15 protein-coding genes and 3 tRNA genes are annotated in these 17,262 nt (G+C 68.4%); 9 read left to right on the top strand and 9 right to left on the bottom strand.

What is annotated here, in order from left to right:
- The first annotated feature begins 7 nt into the window (after positions 1-7).
- From LXM64_RS09335 to LXM64_RS09325, 3 genes are all read left to right on the top strand, one after another.
- On the top strand, positions 8-778 hold the full coding sequence (locus LXM64_RS09335; RefSeq protein ID WP_234072984.1) for an ATP-binding cassette domain-containing protein: 771 nt from the start codon (positions 8-10) through the stop codon (positions 776-778).
- A gap of 52 nt (positions 779-830) precedes the next feature.
- Positions 831-903, top strand: a tRNA-Asn gene (locus tag LXM64_RS09330).
- Positions 904-1,126: 223 nt separating this feature from the next.
- Positions 1,127-2,536 carry an SPFH domain-containing protein gene (locus LXM64_RS09325; RefSeq protein ID WP_234072983.1) on the top strand — a complete coding sequence of 470 codons (1,410 nt, stop codon included), beginning with the start codon at positions 1,127-1,129 and terminating at the stop codon, positions 2,534-2,536.
- A 3-nt stretch (positions 2,537-2,539) separates the two neighbouring features.
- On the opposite strand, the gene def is transcribed toward LXM64_RS09325, so the two are convergent.
- On the bottom strand, positions 2,540-3,106 hold the full coding sequence (gene def, locus LXM64_RS09320; protein WP_234072982.1) for a peptide deformylase: 567 nt from the start codon (positions 3,104-3,106) through the stop codon (positions 2,540-2,542).
- Positions 3,107-3,150: 44 nt separating this feature from the next.
- Here def and LXM64_RS09315 point away from each other — a divergent pair, with 44 nt between their 5' ends.
- The gene (locus LXM64_RS09315; protein WP_234072981.1) at positions 3,151-4,146 is read left to right on the top strand and encodes a DMT family transporter; all 996 of its coding nucleotides are present in this window, start codon (positions 3,151-3,153) and stop codon (positions 4,144-4,146) included.
- Positions 4,147-4,160: 14 nt separating this feature from the next.
- Positions 4,161-4,234 (top strand) — tRNA-Ile (locus tag LXM64_RS09310).
- Between the two features lie 17 nt (positions 4,235-4,251).
- Here LXM64_RS09310 and LXM64_RS09305 read toward each other — a convergent pair.
- Positions 4,252-4,485, bottom strand: a complete 234-nt coding sequence (locus LXM64_RS09305) for a histidine ammonia-lyase (protein WP_234072980.1) — start codon at positions 4,483-4,485, stop codon at positions 4,252-4,254.
- A 157-nt stretch (positions 4,486-4,642) separates the two neighbouring features.
- Here LXM64_RS09305 and alr point away from each other — a divergent pair, with 157 nt between their 5' ends.
- Entirely contained in the window at positions 4,643-5,797 is a 1,155-nt protein-coding gene (gene alr, locus LXM64_RS09300; RefSeq protein WP_234072979.1) for an alanine racemase, read from the top strand.
- Positions 5,794-6,753 (top strand): D-alanine--D-alanine ligase family protein, encoded by a 960-nt coding sequence (locus LXM64_RS09295; RefSeq protein WP_234072978.1) that lies wholly within the window; start codon positions 5,794-5,796, stop codon positions 6,751-6,753. Before alr ends, LXM64_RS09295 begins: the two co-directional genes overlap by 4 nt.
- A gap of 49 nt (positions 6,754-6,802) precedes the next feature.
- Here the strand turns inward: LXM64_RS09295 and LXM64_RS09290 are convergent, their stop codons facing one another.
- Positions 6,803-8,425, bottom strand: a complete 1,623-nt coding sequence (locus LXM64_RS09290) for an MFS transporter (protein WP_234072977.1) — start codon at positions 8,423-8,425, stop codon at positions 6,803-6,805.
- Between the two features lie 242 nt (positions 8,426-8,667).
- On the opposite strand from LXM64_RS09290, the gene LXM64_RS09285 reads away from it, so the two are divergent.
- Positions 8,668-9,171, top strand: a complete 504-nt coding sequence (locus LXM64_RS09285; RefSeq protein WP_234072976.1) for a DUF3145 domain-containing protein — start codon at positions 8,668-8,670, stop codon at positions 9,169-9,171.
- Positions 9,172-9,305: 134 nt separating this feature from the next.
- On the opposite strand, the gene LXM64_RS09280 is transcribed toward LXM64_RS09285, so the two are convergent.
- The 6 genes from LXM64_RS09280 to aceE all read right to left on the bottom strand — a co-directional run bounded on the left by LXM64_RS09280 (position 9,306) and on the right by aceE (position 16,876).
- Positions 9,306-10,544, bottom strand: coding sequence for a beta-ketoacyl-[acyl-carrier-protein] synthase family protein (locus tag LXM64_RS09280; protein ID WP_234072975.1), 1,239 nt, complete (start codon positions 10,542-10,544; stop codon positions 9,306-9,308).
- Positions 10,545-10,599: 55 nt separating this feature from the next.
- Positions 10,600-10,848, bottom strand: coding sequence for an acyl carrier protein (locus LXM64_RS09275; RefSeq protein WP_019182110.1), 249 nt, complete (start codon positions 10,846-10,848; stop codon positions 10,600-10,602).
- A gap of 68 nt (positions 10,849-10,916) precedes the next feature.
- Complete coding sequence (locus LXM64_RS09270) at positions 10,917-11,921, bottom strand: beta-ketoacyl-ACP synthase III (RefSeq protein ID WP_234072974.1); 1,005 nt, start codon at positions 11,919-11,921, stop codon at positions 10,917-10,919.
- Positions 11,918-12,838, bottom strand: coding sequence for an ACP S-malonyltransferase (locus LXM64_RS09265; RefSeq protein WP_234072973.1), 921 nt, complete (start codon positions 12,836-12,838; stop codon positions 11,918-11,920). Before LXM64_RS09265 ends, LXM64_RS09270 begins: the two co-directional genes overlap by 4 nt.
- An 85-nt stretch (positions 12,839-12,923) precedes the next feature.
- Entirely contained in the window at positions 12,924-14,147 is a 1,224-nt protein-coding gene (locus LXM64_RS09260) for a PucR family transcriptional regulator (RefSeq protein WP_137416865.1), read from the bottom strand.
- A 2-nt stretch (positions 14,148-14,149) separates the two neighbouring features.
- Positions 14,150-16,876: a pyruvate dehydrogenase (acetyl-transferring), homodimeric type gene (gene aceE, locus LXM64_RS09255; RefSeq protein ID WP_234072972.1), complete on the bottom strand. Its 2,727-nt coding sequence runs from the start codon at positions 16,874-16,876 to the stop codon at positions 14,150-14,152.
- A 170-nt stretch (positions 16,877-17,046) separates the two neighbouring features.
- Between aceE and LXM64_RS09250 the strand changes: the two genes are divergently transcribed.
- Positions 17,047-17,119 (top strand) — tRNA-Val (locus LXM64_RS09250).
- Positions 17,120-17,262 lie beyond the last annotated feature (143 nt).

Here is a 17,262-nt window from a genome sequence, read left to right as displayed (position 1 = left end):
TGACTGCATGGATCAGGCCGCGCACAGCATCGATTGCAGCGACATCTCACTCGCTCATGCCGGCAGCGACGAGCGGGTGATCGACGGCATCTCCTTCCGCCTGGAGCGCGGAGCAGCCCTCATCCTGGTCGGTTCGACCGGCTCCGGGAAGTCGACGCTCGCGGCCGTCCTGGCCGGGCAAGCGGATGAGGGCGTCCACGTCATCGGCGGCGATGCCGTGGTCGAAGGGGTGTCGGTGCGGCACGGCGGTCGCCGTCGTCGCGCCCTTCCGGTCTTCGCGGGCTACCTCGGCCAGCAGGACGGTGCCCAGCTCCCGCCCCGGCTGACGGTGGCCGAGATCGTGGCGGAACCGGTGACGAGCCGTGCGCGGCGGGTGAACGCGCGCGCCCTCGAGCTGCGGGTGGTGACGCTCCTCGACGAACTCGGACTCAGCATCGGGGCGGCATCCAAGTTCCCGTACGAGCTGAGCTCGGGGATGCGTCAACGTGTCGCGATCGCCCGAGCACTCGTGCTCGATCCGCAGCTGGTGGTCGCCGACGAGCCCATGGCGAATCTCGACGTCGAGGGACGGGAGCTGGTGCGGACCGCCTTCGAGACGCGGCGCCGGGAACGGGGTACCTCGCTGCTCCTCGTGGCCAACGAAGCGGAGACTCTCGCGAGCTTCGACGCCGACGTGTTGGTGATGCAAGGTGGCCATGCGGTGGGATTCGGACACGGCGTGAAGCAGATGCAGTGGACGCCTTCGTCGTCGGCCGATCGTCGTCTCGTGTCGTCGTGAGCCCGCGGAGTTTGCTACGATAGTCGGGTTGCCTTCGCGAGAAGGACAGCATTCCTCGGTAGCTCAATTGGCAGAGCAATCGGCTGTTAACCGATAGGTTCTTGGTTCGAGTCCAAGCCGGGGAGCGAGAGTACTGCGTCATCTACCGCAGCTCTCACCTGAGACCCGGGCTTCCACCCCGGGTCTTTTTTCATGCGCTCTTCGGTGCCCCGGAGAACATGGCGAGCGCCTGCGTACCCGGTCCCGGTGTTCGTCCACAACCGGCTCGGCACCGACATAGCCGGTGGATAGGGTGAGGGGGAGACGCTTCGGGGTGAGGCGTCCCTCGCCGCGACCGGAAGGATGCACATGGATATCGCCGCACTCGGAGCAATGGGGCTGCTGGCCATCGTCGGCGGAATCGTGCTCGTCGTCGTTCTGGTGATCGTGCTGATCCTGATCCGCGCCTGGTACCGGGTGGCGAAGGCCGACGAGGCTCTGGTGATCGTGGGTAAGAAGCAGCGCAGCACCAGCGGGGACTCGCGGATCACCGTGATCACCGGAGGCGGTGCGATCGTGAACCCGCTCACCCAGCGCGGCGAGATGATCTCCCTCCGCGCGCGTCAGATCAAGATGGAGCCGACGGCGCAGTCCTCCAACGGCGTCACGGTCAACGTGAGCGGTGTGGCGCTCGTCAAGATCGGTTCCGACCCCGAATCCGTCCGCCGTGCGGCCGAGCGCTTCGCCTCGCAGGACAAGGCCATCGAGCAGTTCACGACCGAACAGCTCGAGGGTGCGCTTCGCGGTGTCGTCGCCACGTTGACGGTCGAAGAGCTCATGCGCGATCGCCAGCGTCTGTCGGATCAGATCGCCGAAGGCATCAAGAGTGATCTGTCGTCGCAGGGTCTGATCCTCGACTCGTTCCAGATCCAGGGCATCACCGACCAGAACGGCTACATCTCCGCTCTCGGCGCGACCGAGGTCGAGCGCGTGAAGCGCGAGGCGGAGGTCGCCAAGATCAACGCGGAGCGCGAGATCCGGGCGCGTCAGATCGCCACCCAGGAGGCGAACCTGATCGAGCAGACGGCGCTCGACAAGAACACGGCAGCAGCGCAGGCGGAGGTCGGGCGGGCCAACGCCGAGGCCGAGCAGGCCGAGGCCCTCGCCCGGGCGGAGCGTCAGCAGGCCGTTCTGCTCCAGGAGGCCGAGAACAAGCAGGCCCGACTGGATGCCGACATCAAGAAGGTCGCCGACGCCAACCTCTACGAGCGCGAACGCGCGGCCGATGCCGACGCGTACGCCAAGGTGAAGGCCGCGCAGGCGCAGGCGCAGATCGCCGAGCAGGATGCGGCCGCCACGCGGCTGCGTGCGAACGCCGAGGCCGACGCCGTCCGTGCCGAGGGTGAGGCGCGCGCTGCGGCGATCCAGGCGGAGGCCGAGGCTCTCAGTCGCAACCAGCAGGCACTGCTCGCGCAGCGCGCTCTCGAGGCACTCGTGCCGATGATGGCCGAGTTCGCGAAGGGATACGACAAGGTCGGCTCCGTGACGGTCCTCGGCGGAGAAGGCGCCAGCAGCCACCTCGCGGCCGAGTCCGCACAGGGGCTGCGTGCCACCTTCGATGCGGTGAAAGTCGCGACGGGCCTCGACCTCGCTGAGATCATCCAGGGCCGTGTGGTGGGCCAGGCCATGGGCGAGCAGCTGCAGGCGGCGGCACCGCAGGCGCAGCAGCACACCCCGCCCGCGCCGCCGGCAGCCGGGCAGCCGGCCGAAGGGGTCTGAGTCTCAGCCTTCGAGGTCGTCGACGCCCGGGAGCCAGGACGCTCCCGGGCGTCCCCATCCCCGCTTGCGGGCGATCTTCTGCGTCGTCTTCCAGTCGGAGTCGCTCAGGCGATCGACGTAGAGGACGCCGTCGAGGTGGTCGAACTCGTGCTGCAGGATGCGGGCGCGCCAGCCGTCGACCTCGATCGAGACCGGACGGCCCTCGAGGTCGGTTCCCGTCACACGCACCCGCTCCGAACGGCGCAGCGGGAAGCGCTCACCCGGGAACGAGAGACAGCCCTCGGACTCCTCGTCCTCGTCGGGTTCCCCGGGGATGAGCGGCGTCATCCAAAGCTCCGGATTGATGATCTCGCCGCGCCAATCGGCACCTTCGTCGTCCTGATACGTGTAGGTGAAGATGCGCAGGCCCACGCCGACCTGGGGGGCGGCGAGACCGACACCGGGCGCCGCATCCATGGTCTCGTACATGTCGGCGACCAGGGTGCGGATCTCGTCGGTCACCTCCTCGACGGGGGCAGCGGGGGAGTGGAGGACGGGATCGCCCATGATGCGAATCGGAAGGACAGCCACGTGTCTGAGCCTACCGAGCGCACGCCTGAGGTTAGGGTCATAGGGTGCTCCCAGCGGAAGTGATCCTGAACGATGTCGCCAACGACCTCGTCGGCGTGTTCCGCGACCCGGGCATCCTGATCGGTATCCCGATCGCCCTTCTGGGTGCGGTGTTCATGTCGCTCGGCGCGCAGTATCAGCATCGCGGTGTCGTCAAGGTCGAGCGCCTCGCGAACGCGTCTGGTGCGAGCGGGCTCAGCGGCGGGCAGCTCCTTCAGCTGCTCAGGCGGCCGTCCTGGGTCGCGGGAACCGTGATGCTCGGCTTGGGGATCACCTGTCAGCTGACGGCTCTCGCCTTCGCGCCGCTGATCCTGGTTCAGCCTCTCGGGGCGGTGTCCCTCGTGATCACGACGCTGCTGAATGCGAGGATCTCCGGACACAAGCCGACGAAGGCGTCGGTGCGTTCGATCATCGCGTGTGTGGGCGGCATCCTCATCTTCGTCACCATCGCCGCTTTCGTCGCGACGGAGCAGCCGATTTCGCAGTCGGAGCTCCTGACGATCCTCGGACTGCTCGCGGTCGTGGTGGTGCTGACCGCCCTCTCCTGGTGGCTGTGGATGCGCAAGCACGCGCGTCCGCTCTTCTACATCGTCGCGGCGGGGGTGCTGTACGCATTCGTCGCCACGCTCGCGAAGGTCGTCATCAAGAACATCCAGGAAGGCGACTTCGGCTGGCTCTCGATCCTGTGCATCGTGGGTCTGCTCGTTGCGGTCACCCTCGGTGCGTACTTCGTGCAGACCGCGTACTCGGTGGGGCCGCCCGACCTGGTCATCGCGGGGCTCACGGTCATCGACCCCATCGTCGCAGTCGTGATCGGCCTCGTCATCCTCCAGGAGGCGGCCACCGCGGGCGCCTGGGCCATTGCCGGCTTCGTCGTGGCCGGCCTCATCGCGGTCTACGGTGTGTTCTCGTTGACCCGGAACCACCCACAGGTCATCAGCGACAGCCAGGAATTGCCGCTGCAGCGAGGCAGCCGCGGAGACACCGCGCCGCCGCGGTAGGCTTTTCGCCACAGGGGGCGGTGGCCAAGCTGGTCAAGGCAGCGGGCTCATAACCCGACGATCGTGGGTTCAAGTCCCACCCGCCCTACGCAGCTCATCGAGGATTCAGCTCCGCGATGTGTCCGGTCGGACGGTGCCGCCGGAACCGTGGAGCCGACCGGTCTCCGGGTCGATCCAGTTGCCGGAGCCGGTCATCCTGTGCCAGCGCTTGTGGAAAGCCAGGTCGGTGTCGTCGGCTTCTGCGACGACGGCACCGCACAGATCGCAGATGTGCAGGATCACGACCTCGTCCGCTGCGGTCCTCACCGTGATCGATCCCGACGGGAATGTGATGCCCATGAGGTTCCCTTCGCTCCGTGACCGACCGGCGCGGTCGGGTTCGAGATTGTCCTCACCATAGAGGACGGAGCGTCCGCGAGTTCCACGGACGTGTGTATCGCGAACGTATCGAGAACTGCATACGACGCTGTGACGGGCGCATGGATTGACTCTGATCGTGCCGAACGCCTCACAACCCCGCGCTGATGCGGTCCTGTCGGCTCCGGAGCTGCGCGTGGACGAGGAAGCGATCCGAGCCAACGTGCGGTACTTCTCCCGTCTCACGCGGGGCCGCCTGATGGCGGTGATGAAGGCGGACGCATTCGGTCACGGTCCCGTGGCGTCAGCAGCGATCGAGGAAGGTGCCACCGCGCTCGGGGTCGCGTCGCTCGACGAGGCACTCACCCTTCGACGCTGCGGTCTCGATGTCCCGATCCTCAGCTGGCTGAATCCGGTCGGTGCTGACTTCGCGTCGGCCGTGTCGCAGCGCATAGACCTCGGCGTGTCGAGTGCAGACGCGCTGCAGGCCGTCGTGCGCGTCGCGCACCGCCTCGGTCACCGGGCACGTCTGCACCTCCATGCCGATCTGGGCATGAGCCGTGACGGCGCGCCCGCATCCGAGTGGCGGAGCCTGTGCGAACTCGCCCGGATGGCGGAGCGGCAGGGGTATGCGCAGGTCGTCGGGATCATGGGGCACATGTCGTGCGCGGACCGCCCGAACGACCCGCAGAACCTCCGCGAACGGCTGCGCTTCGATGCGGCCGTTCGAAGCGCTCGCCGCCGAGGGCTTGCGCCCGCCGTCACGCATCTGGCGGCGACGGCGGCGACGATCACCGGGATCGGCGGCGACCACGACCTTCATCGCGTCGGAGCGGGCCTGTACGGGATCGACCCCTCGCGGACCTCGAGCGAGCTGCGCTTCGCCCTCTCCCTGCGCGCACCGGTCATCAGCGCGCGTCGGGTAGGTGCACATGTGAGCGTCGGCTACGGCGCCCGCTTCATCACTGACCGTCCCACCCACCTCGCCCTGCTTCCGCTGGGTTACGCGGACGGGTTGCCGCGAGCGGCCTCCCACCGCGCCGAGGTCCTCGTGCGGGGTCGCCGTCGGCCGATCGTCGGCCTGATCTCCATGGACATGGCGGTCATCGACACCGGCGACGACTTTCTGACCCCGGGGGAGACCGTGACGGTCTTCGGACCCGGCGACCAGGGAGAGCCCACCGTCGCCGACTGGGCGAGATGGTCGGAGACCATCGAGCACGAGATCGTCACCCGGATCGGTGCCCGCGTTTCGCGTGTGCAGCGCAGAACACAACGGAAGGAACCTGAATGACGACACTCCGGCAGCGAAGGATCGTGGTCATCGGCGGCGGAGCGAACGACGAGCACGATGTCTCGCTCGCGTCGGCGGCCTCGGTGGCGCGAGCGGCGCGTGAGCTCGGTGACGATGTCTGCGAGCTGACCATCGAGCGCGGTGGGCAGTGGCGCTCGGTCGACGGGTCGCTCACGCCCGCCGACGCCGTCCGCCTGCTGGACGGCTGCGACGTGGTCTTCCCGGTGCTGCACGGGGTGAACGGCGAGGATGGTGCGATCGCGGGCCTTCTCACGATGCTGGGTGTCCCCTTCGTGGGTTCTCCGGTGCGGGCCGGTGCCTTGGCGATGGACAAGTGGGCGATGAAGCTCGTCGCGGGTGCCCTCGGAGTGGCGACGGCGCCGGGCATCCTGATCGAGGCGGGTGACGCGGTCCCGAGCGTTCCCCTCGCTACGCCGTTCGTGGTGAAGCCGACGTCGGGAGGCTCGAGCAACGGTGTGTCGCTGGTCTCGGACGCGGCTGATCTGGCGGTTGCGATCGAACGGGCGCGCCGCGCGGGGAGCAGCGTGCTGGTGGAGCCCTTCATCACCGGGCGAGAGGTGGACATCGCCGTGTTCCGTGGCACCTCGGGCGCACTGCGGGTCGGCGAGCCGCTGGAGATCGCCGTCGCCGACCGGGCTCTGTTCGACCACGCCGCGAAATACGACGGCAGCGCGCCGTTCATCATCCCCGCGCGCGTGACGTCGGACGAGTTGGAGATCTTGGAGCGGGATGCGGTGCGTCTCTACGATGCACTCGGATGCGCGGGTGTCGCACGCTTCGACTTCTTCGTCACCGGTCGCGGCGTCGTGCTCAACGAGGTGAACACCACGCCCGGGATGACCGAGCACTCGCAGGTGCCCCGCATGTACGCCGCCGTCGGGCTCGGCTACGTGACCTTGATCGACCAGCTGCTCAACGCAGCCGTCGCACGGTGAGCACCCCACCGGGCGCGCCCGCGCGCGAGACGTATGTCATGACTCACGCTCACGCGGAGCGCGGCGCAGGACCGGTTGCGATCAGATGTTCGGTGTCGACGGACAGTGCGAGCATCTGCGCGTCGTGGATCACCTTCTGGTCATAGCCCGTGAGCCTCTCGGCATGCTGGCTCAGATGCTCGCGCCAGCTGCCGACGTCGAAGGCCTCCACGAGCACGCCAGGCTCTTCCCGGTCGGCGTACAGCGTCCAGCTCCGTGCCCCGGTTCGGCGTCGGCTGTGCTCCACGAGCTCCATCCGACTCAGGAACTCCGCCCGGCTTCCGTCGTCGACCCGATAGCGCACGAGGACCAGCGTCTGCGCGTTCTCATCGATGTCCGCATCCGAATCGCGCTGGGGCAGGGGGAGTTCGCCACGGCCACGGGCGATGTCTCCCGTCGCCGCGAGCGGGATCACGAGCTGAGTCAGCGCCACCAGGACGACGAGAACCCCCGCCGCCAGACAAGCCGTGACCGATCCGATCCAGCCGGCCACGGCACCCGCGAGCGCGGATCCCGCTGCCGTCGAGCCGAACAGCACCATCTGATAGATCGAGAGCCCGCGCGTGCGCACCCACGTGGGGAGGAATGACTGCACGGCGCCGTTGAGGGTCGCGATCACACCGATCCAGCCGGCACCGCCCGCGGCCAGGATCACGACGCTGAGCGCGGCCCAGGGAGAGACGGCGGTGCCGACCATGCTCGCTCCGAAAGCGAGGGCGCACAGCAGCACGGTACGGTTCACGCCGATCGCGTCTCGCACGCGCGGCATCGTGAAGGCACCCACGATGGAACCTGCCCCGACCCCTGCGAGAAGTACTCCGTACCCCGTGGCGTCGAGACCGAGGCGCTCGGTCGCGAGCAGCGGGAGAAGCGCGTACAGCGCCGACGCGGGGACGATGAAGAGCCCCAGGCGCAGGTAGAGAGCACGGATGATGCCCGCGTTGCGGACGTAACGCACCCCCGCTCGGGTGGCATCCAGAAAGGGCTCGAACCCATGCGGTGACGGGCGATAACCTCGCCACGCCAGCAGAACCACGAGGAAGACGGCGAAGGATGCGGCGTTCAGTGCGAAGACGAAGGCGACACCCAGCAGCGACACCAAGGCTCCCGCGATAGCGGGACCGATCGCCCGTGCGACGTTGACCGATATCGAGCTGAGCGACGCCGCGTTGGGGATGAAGGGCGTCGGTACGATCTCGGCGGAGATCGCGCCGTACGCGGGCAACTGCACAGCTGAGGCCGCCCCGAGCACGAGGGTCAGCGCGAGCAGCAGATAGGGCGACATCTCACCGGTCATCGTGAGGACGACCAGCACGCCCCCGATGATGACCTGCGTGGCCTGCACCCAGATCAGCAGGGTTCGTCGGTTCAGAAGTTCACCGATCACGCCCGCTGGTATCCCCAGCAGAAGGACGGGCGCGGCGCTCGCGGTCTGCACGAGAGCGATGAGCAGAGGGGAACTGTGCTGTTCGACGAGGAACCACTGCGCCCCGACCGTCTGCATCCAGCTGCCGATGTTGCTGATCAGGGCCGCGATCCACAGGGCGCGGAACGCGGGCACGGTGAGCGGGGCGAGCGCGCCCACGCGCGTGGGCGCGACGGGGACGGTCGCCGGGTCGGGTGCCTCGATCATGTCTCGCCCTTCCTGCGCGCCACGACAGACGCGCTCTCCCAGCAAAGCGCGTCCTGGCGCCGCGTGGGCAGGACAGGTGACGGAAGTCCGCTCGACACGCTCGGCGGCGCGTCGACATCCAGAGAGTTACAGACTTGTGATTCTCAGGTGGGCCGGAGATAATGGCCGGGACAACCGCATATCCGCAGCTCGTTCGCCGAGTCAGGTCGTAGGGGAAGACGCACCTGATGATCGGAGAGAGAATGGCTGCACACATGGCGCGCGGAGTGGTGTTCATTCACTCGGCGCCACGGGCGTTGTGTCCCCACCTCGAGTGGGCTGTCGGGCGTGTGCTCGGGCGCGCGGTGAACTTCGAGTGGTCCGATCAGCCGGTATTGCCGGGCAGTCGCCGTGCCGAGTTCTACTGGGAAGCACCCAACGGGACCGGAGCGGCGCTCGCGAGTGCCATGCACGGTTGGGAACACCTGCGCTTCGAGGTCTCCGAGGACCCGAGCGCGCGCAGCGACGGCGGTCGGTGGATGCACACGCCGGATCTCGGCGTGCACTTCGCGCAGACGGACACCGCCGGCAACGTGGTGATCGGGGAGGACCGCATCCGTTACGCGATGGAGATCGCGGCGGGGAATGCGGCGGAGCTGCAGCGTGAGCTCACCGTCGCCCTCGGCGGGGCGTGGGACGAAGAGCTGGAACCGTTCCGTCAGGCCGGCGACGACGCTCCGGTGGTGTGGCTGCACAAGGTGGGCTGACCAAGACCTCGGGCGGCGGGAGCGCTGCTACCGGATGCCGGTCGACCTCGTCCCGGCGCTGGGAAGGCGCACTGCCGCCCGATACGACGAAGGCCCGGAGAGCGATCGCTCTCCGGGCCTTTCGGCGTGACGGCTCAGACGTTCGAGAACGCGACCACGGCGTTGTGTCCCCCGAAGCCGAACGAGTTGCTGATCGCGAGCTGGTCGCCGGCGCCCAGCGATTGCACCGAGCCGGACACGCGGAACGGCACGGCCGGGTCCTGCTCGGTGATGTTGATCGTCGGCGGCGCCTGTCGCTCGCTGATCGCGAGGATCGTGAAGATCGCCTCGAGAGCGCCGGTGCCGCCGAGAAGATGGCCCGTCGAAGCCTTCGTCGCCGACACGGGGATGTCGTCGATGCGATCGCCGAAGACGGCCTTGAGAGCGGTGTACTCATTGGGGTCACCGACGGGCGTCGAGGTGGCGTGCGCGTTGATGTGCGTCACGTCGTCCACGGAGGCATCGGCCATGGCGAGCGCGAGCCCCACCGCTCGCGCGGCGCCCGCGCCCTCGGGGTCATTGGCGGTGATGTGATACGAGTCGGCCGTGACACCGCCGCCGGCGACGTACGCGTAGATCTTCGCGCCGCGCGCGCGAGCGTGCTCCTCGGTCTCGAGGATGAGCGCCGCGGCGCCTTCGCCCATGACGAACCCGTCGCGGTCGATGCTGGTCGGGCGCGATGCGGTGGCCGGGTCGTCGTTGCGCTTGGAGAGCGCCTGCATGGAGGCGAACGACGCGATCGTGATCGGGTGGATGGCCGATTCCGTTCCCCCCGCGATGATGACGTCGGCGAGGCCGTCGCGCAGGTGCTCGATCGCGTTGACGATCGATTCCGTGCTGGAGGCGCACGCACTCGCGACGGTGCGTGCGAACGCACGGGCACCGAAGTGCAGCGACAGGTTACCGGCCGCCGCGTTGGGCATGAGCATCGGAACGGTCATGGGCATGACGCGCCGGGGGCCCTTCTCCCGCAGGGTGTCCCACGCGTCCAAGAGGGTCCACACGCCGCCGATTCCGGTGGCGAAGTCGACGCCCAGACGTTCAGGGGCGACATCCGGCGCACCGGCGTCCGCCCAGGCTTCCTTGGCCGCGATGAGGGCGAACTGAGAGGACGGGTCGAGACGCTTGGCGATCGGTCGCTCCAGCACCTCCTCCGGGCGGACCTTCGCCTCGGCGGCGAACGTCACCGGGAGGGAGTACTGCTCCACCCAGTCGTGCTCGAGAGTGCGGGTGCCGGACTCTCCGTTCAGCAGGGCGGACCAGCTCTCGGGTGCCGTTCCTCCGAGGGGGGAGGAGGCTCCGATGCCGGTGACGACGATGCGGGCGGTGCTCATGTTCGGTCTCCGAGTCGGGGTGGCGGTGGGGGCTCAGCGCCCCCACCGCAGGGGGTCACGCCTGGTTCGAGGTGATGTAGGTGACGGCGTCGCCGACGGTCTTGAGGTTCTTGACCTCGTCGTCGGGGATGGTGACGCCGAACTTCTCCTCGGCGTTGACGACGATCGTCATCATCGAGATCGAGTCGATGTCGAGGTCGTCGGTGAAGGACTTCTCGAGCGCGACCTCGTCGGCCGAGATCCCGGTCTCGTCGGTGATGAGCTCGGCGAGTCCGGCGAGGACCTCGTCAGTGGTGAAAGCCATGATGTCTCCTTGTTCGATATGGCTGGGGGCGTTGACCGCGAATCAGTCTAGAGGCGCGGAGTCTCGGCTCACGGGAGCACGACGACCTGTGCGCCGAACACGAGACCGGCACCGAAGCCGATCTGGAGCGCGAGGCCGCCGCTGAGTTCGGGGTGCTCTTCGAGCAGGCGGTGGGTGGCGAGGGGAACGGAGGCTGCGGAGGTGTTGCCCGTGGTCTCGATGTCGCGACCGATGAGGACCGTGTCGGGCAGGCCCAGCTGCTTGGCGAACTCGTCGATGATCCGCATGTTGGCCTGGTGGGGTACGAAGGCGGCGAGGTCGGACGCGGTGACGCCGGCTTCCTCAAGGGCCTGACGAGCGACCTTCACCATCTCCCACACGGCCCACCGGAACACGGTCGGGCCCTCCTGGCGGAGAGTGGGCCAGGGGGAGGTGCCGTCGCGGAACTCGACGAGCGTGGCATCCATGCCCACCGCATCCGCCTTGGACCCGTCGGACCCCCAGATGGTCGGGCCGATGGCCGGGGTCTCGCTCGGGCCGATCACGACGGCGCCGGCGCCGTCACCGAGCAGGAACGAGATCGTCCGGTCGGTGGGATCGACGACGTCGGAGAGCTTCTCCGCGCCGATCACGACGGCGTAGTGCGCGACGCCGGCGCGGATGAGCGCATCGGCCTGGGCGACACCGTAGGTGAAGCCCGCGCACGCGGCGTTCGAGTCGTAGGCCGCGGCGGGGTTCGCCCCGATCCGGTCGGCGACGACGGCAGACATCGAGGGTGTCTGGCGGACGTTGCTGATCGTTGCGACGATGACGAGATCGATCAGCTCGGGTGAGACACCGGAGCGCTCGACCGCCTCCTTCGCGGCGATCGTCGCGAGGTCGGTGGCACTGGTGGTCGCGTCGGCGCGCACGCGCGTGACGATGCCGGTGCGCTGGCGGATCCACTCGTCGCTCGAGTTGATCGGCTCGATGAGGTCGTCGTTGGGAACGGCGTTCTCGCCGCGTGCGGCACCGTAGGAGAGGATTCGCGTGTACTGCGGACCCGTGGTCTGGCGCAGAGTGGGGGCGGTCATGCGTTCTCCTCCGAGAGCAGTGCGACGGCCGCATCCAGGTCGTCCGGGGTCTTGACGGCGACGGCGGGAACGCCGCGCAGCCCGCGCTTGGCGAGGCCCGTGAGGGTGCCCGCGGGCGCGAACTCGATGAGGCCGGTGACACCCGCCTCGGCGAAGGCCGCCATGTCCAGGTCCCAGCGCACGGGCGAGGCGACCTGGCCCACGAGCAGGTCCAGCGCGCGCGCGCCCTCGGCGACCTGGGAGCCGTCCTTGTTCGTCCAGAGGGTGAGCGTCGGGTCGGATGCGGTGAGCTCCGCAGCCGCGGCCGCGAGCGCCTCGACGGCGGGCTGCATGTAGCGCGTGTGGAACGCTCCGGCGACCTGCAGCGGAATGACGCGCGTGCCGCGCGGGGCTTCCGCGGCGAGCTCGGCGAGGGCTCCGCTGGCGCCGGCGGCGACGATCTGGCCCCCGCCGTTGTAGTTGGCGGGGGTGAGGTCCAGCTCGGCCAGGCGGGCGAGGACGGCTTCCTCGTCGCCGCCGAGGACGGCACTCATGCCCGTTTCGGCCTGCGCGGCCGCATCCGCCATGGCGCGCCCGCGCACACCGACCAGACGAAGCGCGGACACGTCGTCGATCACGCCGGACGCGGCCAGGGCCGCCACCTCGCCGACCGAGTGTCCGGCGACGCCGGTGGGAACACCGGCCGCGCGCGCGACGAGTGCGTGCCACGAGATGAGGCTCGCGGCGACGATGAGCGGCTGCGCCACCTTCGTGTCGCGGATCGCATCGGCATCCCACTCCGTGCCCGCTGCGGCGAGGTCGACCTGTGCCGCCTCGGAAAGCTCGTCGAGCCGGGCGGCAACGCCGTCCAGCTCCAGCCACGGCGAGAGGAACCCGGGCGTTTGGGAACCCTGCCCGGGGAAAAGACCGATGATCACCGTTCTATCCTGCCAATCTCCCCGACCGGGGTATGGATGTCATGCGACAAGAAACGCGGGTTCCTTTGCAGATACCCGCCAATTATCAGCGCGGTCGGCGTGTCCCGGCCGCGCGGCGACGCGTGTTGTCCGTTCCGATGGCGCCCAGAACGAGCGCGGTCTGGAGGATCAGCGCTTCCCGCGGCCCCGTCGCATCCCAGCCGATCACGTCGGACACGCGCTTCAGCCGGTACCGGACGGTGTTGGGATGCACGAAGAGCTCGCGCGCCGTGGCTTCGAGCGAGCGACCGTTGTCGAGGTAGCTCCACAGCGTCGTGACGAGGTCGGAGCTGTGCGCTTTGAGGGGTCGGTAGATGCGCTCGACAAGGGTGTGCTTGGCGAGCGGATCGCCCGCGAGCGCGCGCTCGGGAAGCAGGTCGTCGGCTTCGACGGGGCGGGGCGCGTTGCGCCAGGCACGAGCCACCGCGAAGCCGGCGAGGGCGGCGCGGGCGCTCTGACCCGCGTCGACGAGGGCGGGAACGGTGGGGCCGAGAACGAGGTGGCCGGTTCCGAAGCCGGGTTCGAGGCGCCGCGCGATCTCGGGGAAGGGCAGTTCGGACTGCTCGTCTCCGCCGGCGCGGTGGTCTGCGTCGGTGCGTCCGATCACGAGCACGAGACGGGATCCCTGCACGCCCACGAGGACATCGACGCCGAGCTTGCGGGCCATGCGCCGCAGCTGGTCGACATCGAACTGCGGCGGGGTCGTGCCGACGAGGACGGAGACCTCGCCGTGACCGTGCCATCCCAGAGCGGCGATGCGGCTCGGGAGCTCTTCGTCTGCTTCGCCCGTGAGGATCGAATCGACCACCAGAGCCTCGAGCCGTGCATCCCAGAGTCCGCGGGCCTCGGCGGCGCGCGCGTAGACGTCGGCCGCGGTGAAGGCGAGCTCGCGGGAGTAGAGCAGGATCGCCTCGCGCAGATCCTCACCGCGGCCCGCGACGCGCTCCTCGGTGACCTCGACGGTGACGCGGATGAGCTGCAGCGTCTGCTGCAGGCTCACGGAGCGCAGCAGCTCGCGGGGAGCCGCAGCGAAGATGTCCGCCGCGATCCACGGCGTCGCCGTCGGATCGTCGTACCACTGGATGAAGGAAGTGATGCCCGCCTGGGCCACGAGACCCACCGAGGAGCGCCTGGCCGGCGGCATGTCGGCGTACCAGGGGAGCGTGTCCTCGAGGCGCTTGAGAGTGACCGTGGCCAGATCCCCGGAGATGCGTCGCAACCAGGCGAGTGTCTCCGTCTTGTCCGACGACGACTCCGGGGATCGGCTCATTCTCAGCTCTCGCCGCCGGCGTTGCCGGAGGTTCCGGCGTTCACGTCGTGCAGACGGTACTTCTCGATCGCCTGACCGATGACGGAACGGTCGAGGCGACCCTCATCCACCAGGCCCTGCAGGGTGCGCACGACGATCGAGGGGCCATCGATCTTGAAGAAGCGACGTGCAGCGGCGCGGGTGTCCGAGAAGCCGAAGCCGTCGGCGCCCAGGGTCAGGTAGCGCCCGGGCACCCACTGACGGATCTGGTCCTGCACCGCGTGCATGAAGTCGCTGACACCCACCACCGGGCCCTGCGCGTCGCGCAGCTTCTCGGTCAGGTACGCGGTGCGCGGCTCCGCCTCCGGGTGGAGGAAGTTGTGCTCCTCGGCGGCGAGCCCGTCGTTGCGAAGCTCGGACCAGGAGGTCACCGACCACACGTCGGCGCTCACGCCCCAGTCCTCGCTCAGCAGCTTCTGCGCCTCGAGCGCCCACGGCACACCCACGCCGGAGGCGAGGATCTGCGCGCGGTGTCCGTCGCCGGAGCCCTCCGAGATGCGGTGGATGCCGCGAACGATGCCGTCGACGTCGACACCCTCGGGCTCAGCCGGCTGCACGATCGGCTCGTTGTAGACCGTGATGTAGTACATGACGTTCGGGTCGGGGTGGTTGCCGCCGTACATGCGGTCGATGCCCGAGCGCACGATGTGGGCGATCTCGTACCCGTATGCCGGGTCGTACGCGACGGTCGCCGGGTTGGTCGAGGCGAGCAGGTGCGAGTGCCCGTCGGCGTGCTGCAGGCCCTCACCCGTCAGCGTCGTGCGACCGGCGGTGGCGCCGATGATGAAGCCGCGGCCCATCTGGTCGCCGACGGCCCACTGGGCGTCACCGGTGCGCTGGAAGCCGAACATCGAATAGAAGATGTAGACCGGGATGAGCGGCTGACCGTGCGTCGCATACGAGGTGCTCGTCGCGGTGAACGCCGCCACCGCGCCGGCCTCGTTGATGCCGACGTGCATGATCTGACCCTGCGGGCTCTCCTTGTACGCCAGAAGCAGCTCGCGGTCGACAGAGGTGTAGTTCTGGCCGTTCGGGTTGTAGATCTTCGCGGTCGGGAAGTATGCGTCCATACCGAACGTGCGCGCCTCATCCGGGATGATCGGAACGATCCGCTCACCGAAGCCCTTGACGCGCAGCAGGTCCTTCAGGAGCCGGACGAACGCCATGGTCGTGGCGATCTCCTGCGTTCCCGAGCCCTTCTTCGGCAGCGCGTAGGCCTTGTCGTCCGGTAGCTCGAGGCCGACGTGCGTCGTGCGGCGCTCGGGCAGGAAGCCGCCGAGCTTGCGGCGACGCTCCACCATGTACTGGATCGTCTCGTCCTGTGCTCCGGGGTTGTAGTAGGGAGGCTGGTACGGGTTCTCCTCGAGCTGCGCGTCCGAGACCGGGATGTGCATCGCGTCGCGGAAGTGCTTGAGGTCGTCGAGGGTCATCTTCTTCATCTGGTGGGTCGCGTTGCGGCCCTCGAAGTGCGGACCCAGGCCGTAGCCCTTGATGGTGTGCGCGAGGATGACGGTCGGCTGGCCCTTGTGCTCGACGGCCGCCTTGAACGCCGCGTAGACCTTGCGGTAGTCGTGGCCGCCGCGCTTCAGGTTCCAGATCTGGTCATCGGTGTAGTCCTTGACGAGAGCGGCGGCGCGCTCGTCGCGACCGAAGAAATTCTCGCGGATGTACGCGCCGTTCTCGGCCTTGTACGTCTGGAAGTCGCCGTCGGGCGTGACGTTCATCAGGTTGAGCAGAGCGCCCTGGTCGTCGTTCGCGAGCAGCGAGTCCCACTCGCGGCCCCAGATGACCTTGATGACGTTCCAGCCCGCGCCGCGGAAGAAGCTCTCCAGCTCCTGGATGATCTTGCCGTTGCCGCGGACGGGGCCGTCGAGGCGCTGCAGGTTGCAGTTGACGACGAAGGTCAGGTTGTCCAGACCCTCGTTCGCAGCGACTTGGAGCTGACCGCGGCTCTCGACCTCATCCATCTCCCCGTCGCCGAGGAACGCCCAGACGTGCGAGTCGGACAGGTCCTTCATGCCGCGGTTGGTGAGGTACTTGTTCGTCATCGCCTGGTAGATGGCGTTGACGGGTCCGAGACCCATCGAGACGGTGGGGAACTGCCAGTACTCGGGCAGCAGACGCGGGTGCGGGTACGAAGGAAGTCCGAGCGGCGCCGCCGACTTCTCCTGACGGAAGCCGTCGAGCTGCTGCTCGCTCAGGCGACCCTCGAGGAAGGACCGCGCGTACATGCCGGGCGAGGCGTGGCCCTGGAAGAAGACCTGGTCGCCGCCGTTGGGGTCGTCGAGACCGCGGAAGAAGTGGTTGAAGCCGACCTCGTAGAGCGCGGCAGAGGATGCGTAGGTCGAGATGTGACCGCCGACGCCGATGCCCGGGCGCTGCGCACGGTGGACGGTCATGGCCGCGTTCCACCGGATCCATGCGCGGTAGCGGCGCTCGATCTCCTCGTCGCCGGGGAAGTCCGGCTCGTTCTCGGGGGCGATCGTGTTGATGTAGTCGGTGGTGGGAACCATCGGCACACCGAGGTGAAGCTCACGCGAATCCTGAAGCAGGCTCAGCATGATCTCGCGACCGCGTCCGCGGCCCTTCGCCTGGACGAGCTGCTCCAGCGACTCGCGCCATTCCGCGGTCTCTTCCGGATCGCTGTCGAGGGGGCCCTGCGAGTACGGATCCTGTTGGTTGACAGTCACGAGACGCCTTTCATCACACGGCAGGTCTTGCCGGAAGGAACCATCGGGTTGGTGCGAGCCTTGTCGGCAGTGGACAAATGCACCATCGTCCAGCTTAGCGAGTGTGTAGACGGCCCCGGGTGACATGGCGGATCGGGCCTGCGGCTTTCCCCGCCTAGACTGTCAACGAAGGGCCTTTAGCTCAGCTGGTAGAGCGCCACGTTTACACCGTGGATGTCGTCGGTTCGATCCCGGCAGGGCCCACCGAGCGAGGGGCCCCGCGCGTCGCGGATGCGACGTGTGGGGTAGCAAGGGGGAGGCCCACGGAGCGAGCGGCCTCCGCGCGTCGCCAGGGTGATACCGCATTTCTCCACATCCTGACAACAGCCGGATTCGCACGCGCCGAT

The sequence above is a fragment of the Microbacterium binotii genome, assembly GCF_021398715.1.
Lineage (GTDB): Bacteria > Actinomycetota > Actinomycetes > Actinomycetales > Microbacteriaceae > Microbacterium > Microbacterium binotii_A.
Note: the sequence above shows the minus strand (reverse complement) of the source record. Positions and strands in the feature narration are given on the sequence as shown.

What these genes read in the sequence shown, in the direction of transcription:
- LXM64_RS09335 (WP_234072984.1), top strand. Translation starts at nt 8, where the DNA reads ATGGATCAGGCCGCGCACAGCATCGATTGCAGCGACATCTCACTCGCT.
- LXM64_RS09325 (WP_234072983.1), top strand. Translation starts at nt 1,127, where the DNA reads ATGGATATCGCCGCACTCGGAGCAATGGGGCTGCTGGCCATCGTCGGC.
- LXM64_RS09305 (WP_234072980.1), bottom strand. Translation starts at nt 4,485, where the DNA reads ATGGGCATCACATTCCCGTCGGGATCGATCACGGTGAGGACCGCAGCG.
- LXM64_RS09295 (WP_234072978.1), top strand. Translation starts at nt 5,794, where the DNA reads ATGACGACACTCCGGCAGCGAAGGATCGTGGTCATCGGCGGCGGAGCG.
- LXM64_RS09290 (WP_234072977.1), bottom strand. Translation starts at nt 8,425, where the DNA reads ATGATCGAGGCACCCGACCCGGCGACCGTCCCCGTCGCGCCCACGCGC.
- LXM64_RS09285 (WP_234072976.1), top strand. Translation starts at nt 8,668, where the DNA reads ATGGCTGCACACATGGCGCGCGGAGTGGTGTTCATTCACTCGGCGCCA.
- LXM64_RS09280 (WP_234072975.1), bottom strand. Translation starts at nt 10,544, where the DNA reads ATGAGCACCGCCCGCATCGTCGTCACCGGCATCGGAGCCTCCTCCCCC.
- LXM64_RS09275 (WP_019182110.1), bottom strand. Translation starts at nt 10,848, where the DNA reads ATGGCTTTCACCACTGACGAGGTCCTCGCCGGACTCGCCGAGCTCATC.
- LXM64_RS09270 (WP_234072974.1), bottom strand. Translation starts at nt 11,921, where the DNA reads ATGACCGCCCCCACTCTGCGCCAGACCACGGGTCCGCAGTACACGCGA.
- LXM64_RS09260 (WP_137416865.1), bottom strand. Translation starts at nt 14,147, where the DNA reads ATGAGCCGATCCCCGGAGTCGTCGTCGGACAAGACGGAGACACTCGCC.